Raw genomic sequence first — 753 nt, 5'->3', positions numbered from 1 at the left:
GTTATACCCATTTTCATGCCGCAAAAATTATGCTGTCTTTTTTCATTTTGGGGCTTGACACCTATTTGCAGGTTTGCCGCTGCTGGTATAATTTCTATATTGATTTTTGCTTTTACACATGGGTTTCACAAGGAAATTGTTCAAAATAATAAACGCCTTCAAGATAGCGATGAAAAAAGAGAAGGCATTATTTTAACTAAAGAAATTGTGAAGTATAGGTTGTTTTCGATGCAACAACGGAACTTTAGGATAAAAAATTCGGACTTGGAAGCAAAAGCGTATCTTTTAACAGATAAACTACAAGCCATTCTTTTGATCTTTGCAGTCATTTATGCACTTCATTTTGGAGACTATACGAGTGGAGAAGTATTTACAATTATAACTTATATTATTATGCTGAATGAAAGTGTCTGTATGTTCAATGAAGCCATTATTGAAATAGCTGACTTAGAGGATGTTGTGATTCGTTTAAGGGAGGGCCGCAATGAGTTTTAGAGACGATTTTGAAAAAATAATTGAGCCGATTCAATTAAATCAGAATATGCCCAAAGAAGATTTTAGTGCCAAATCCTTCCCATTAATACAGTTCATACGGGACCATGTTCCAAATCAGCTTTATAGCATCGCTTGACAATGGTAAACACACCATTGAATAAGGCGCTGGGGGTAAGAAATCAGATTTTCCACTCAAAAGAAACGCGCTCGGCGGTGGCTTGGACCTGGGAGAGAATGATGTCGGCCACCTGCCGCCGG

1 protein-coding gene is annotated in these 753 nt (G+C 37.6%); it reads left to right on the top strand.

All coding sequences use genetic code 11. The annotated features are described in order from the left end of the window. Positions 1–495 (top strand): hypothetical protein (locus D1646_RS22525; RefSeq protein ID WP_160638538.1); only part of this gene is annotated, 495 nt, incomplete at its 5' end. Positions 496–753: the final 258 nt, after the last annotated feature.

Source organism: Pseudoflavonifractor sp. 60, from assembly GCF_009911645.1.
Lineage (GTDB): Bacteria > Bacillota > Clostridia > Oscillospirales > Oscillospiraceae > Lawsonibacter.
This window is presented reverse-complemented; position numbering and strand designations above follow the sequence as displayed.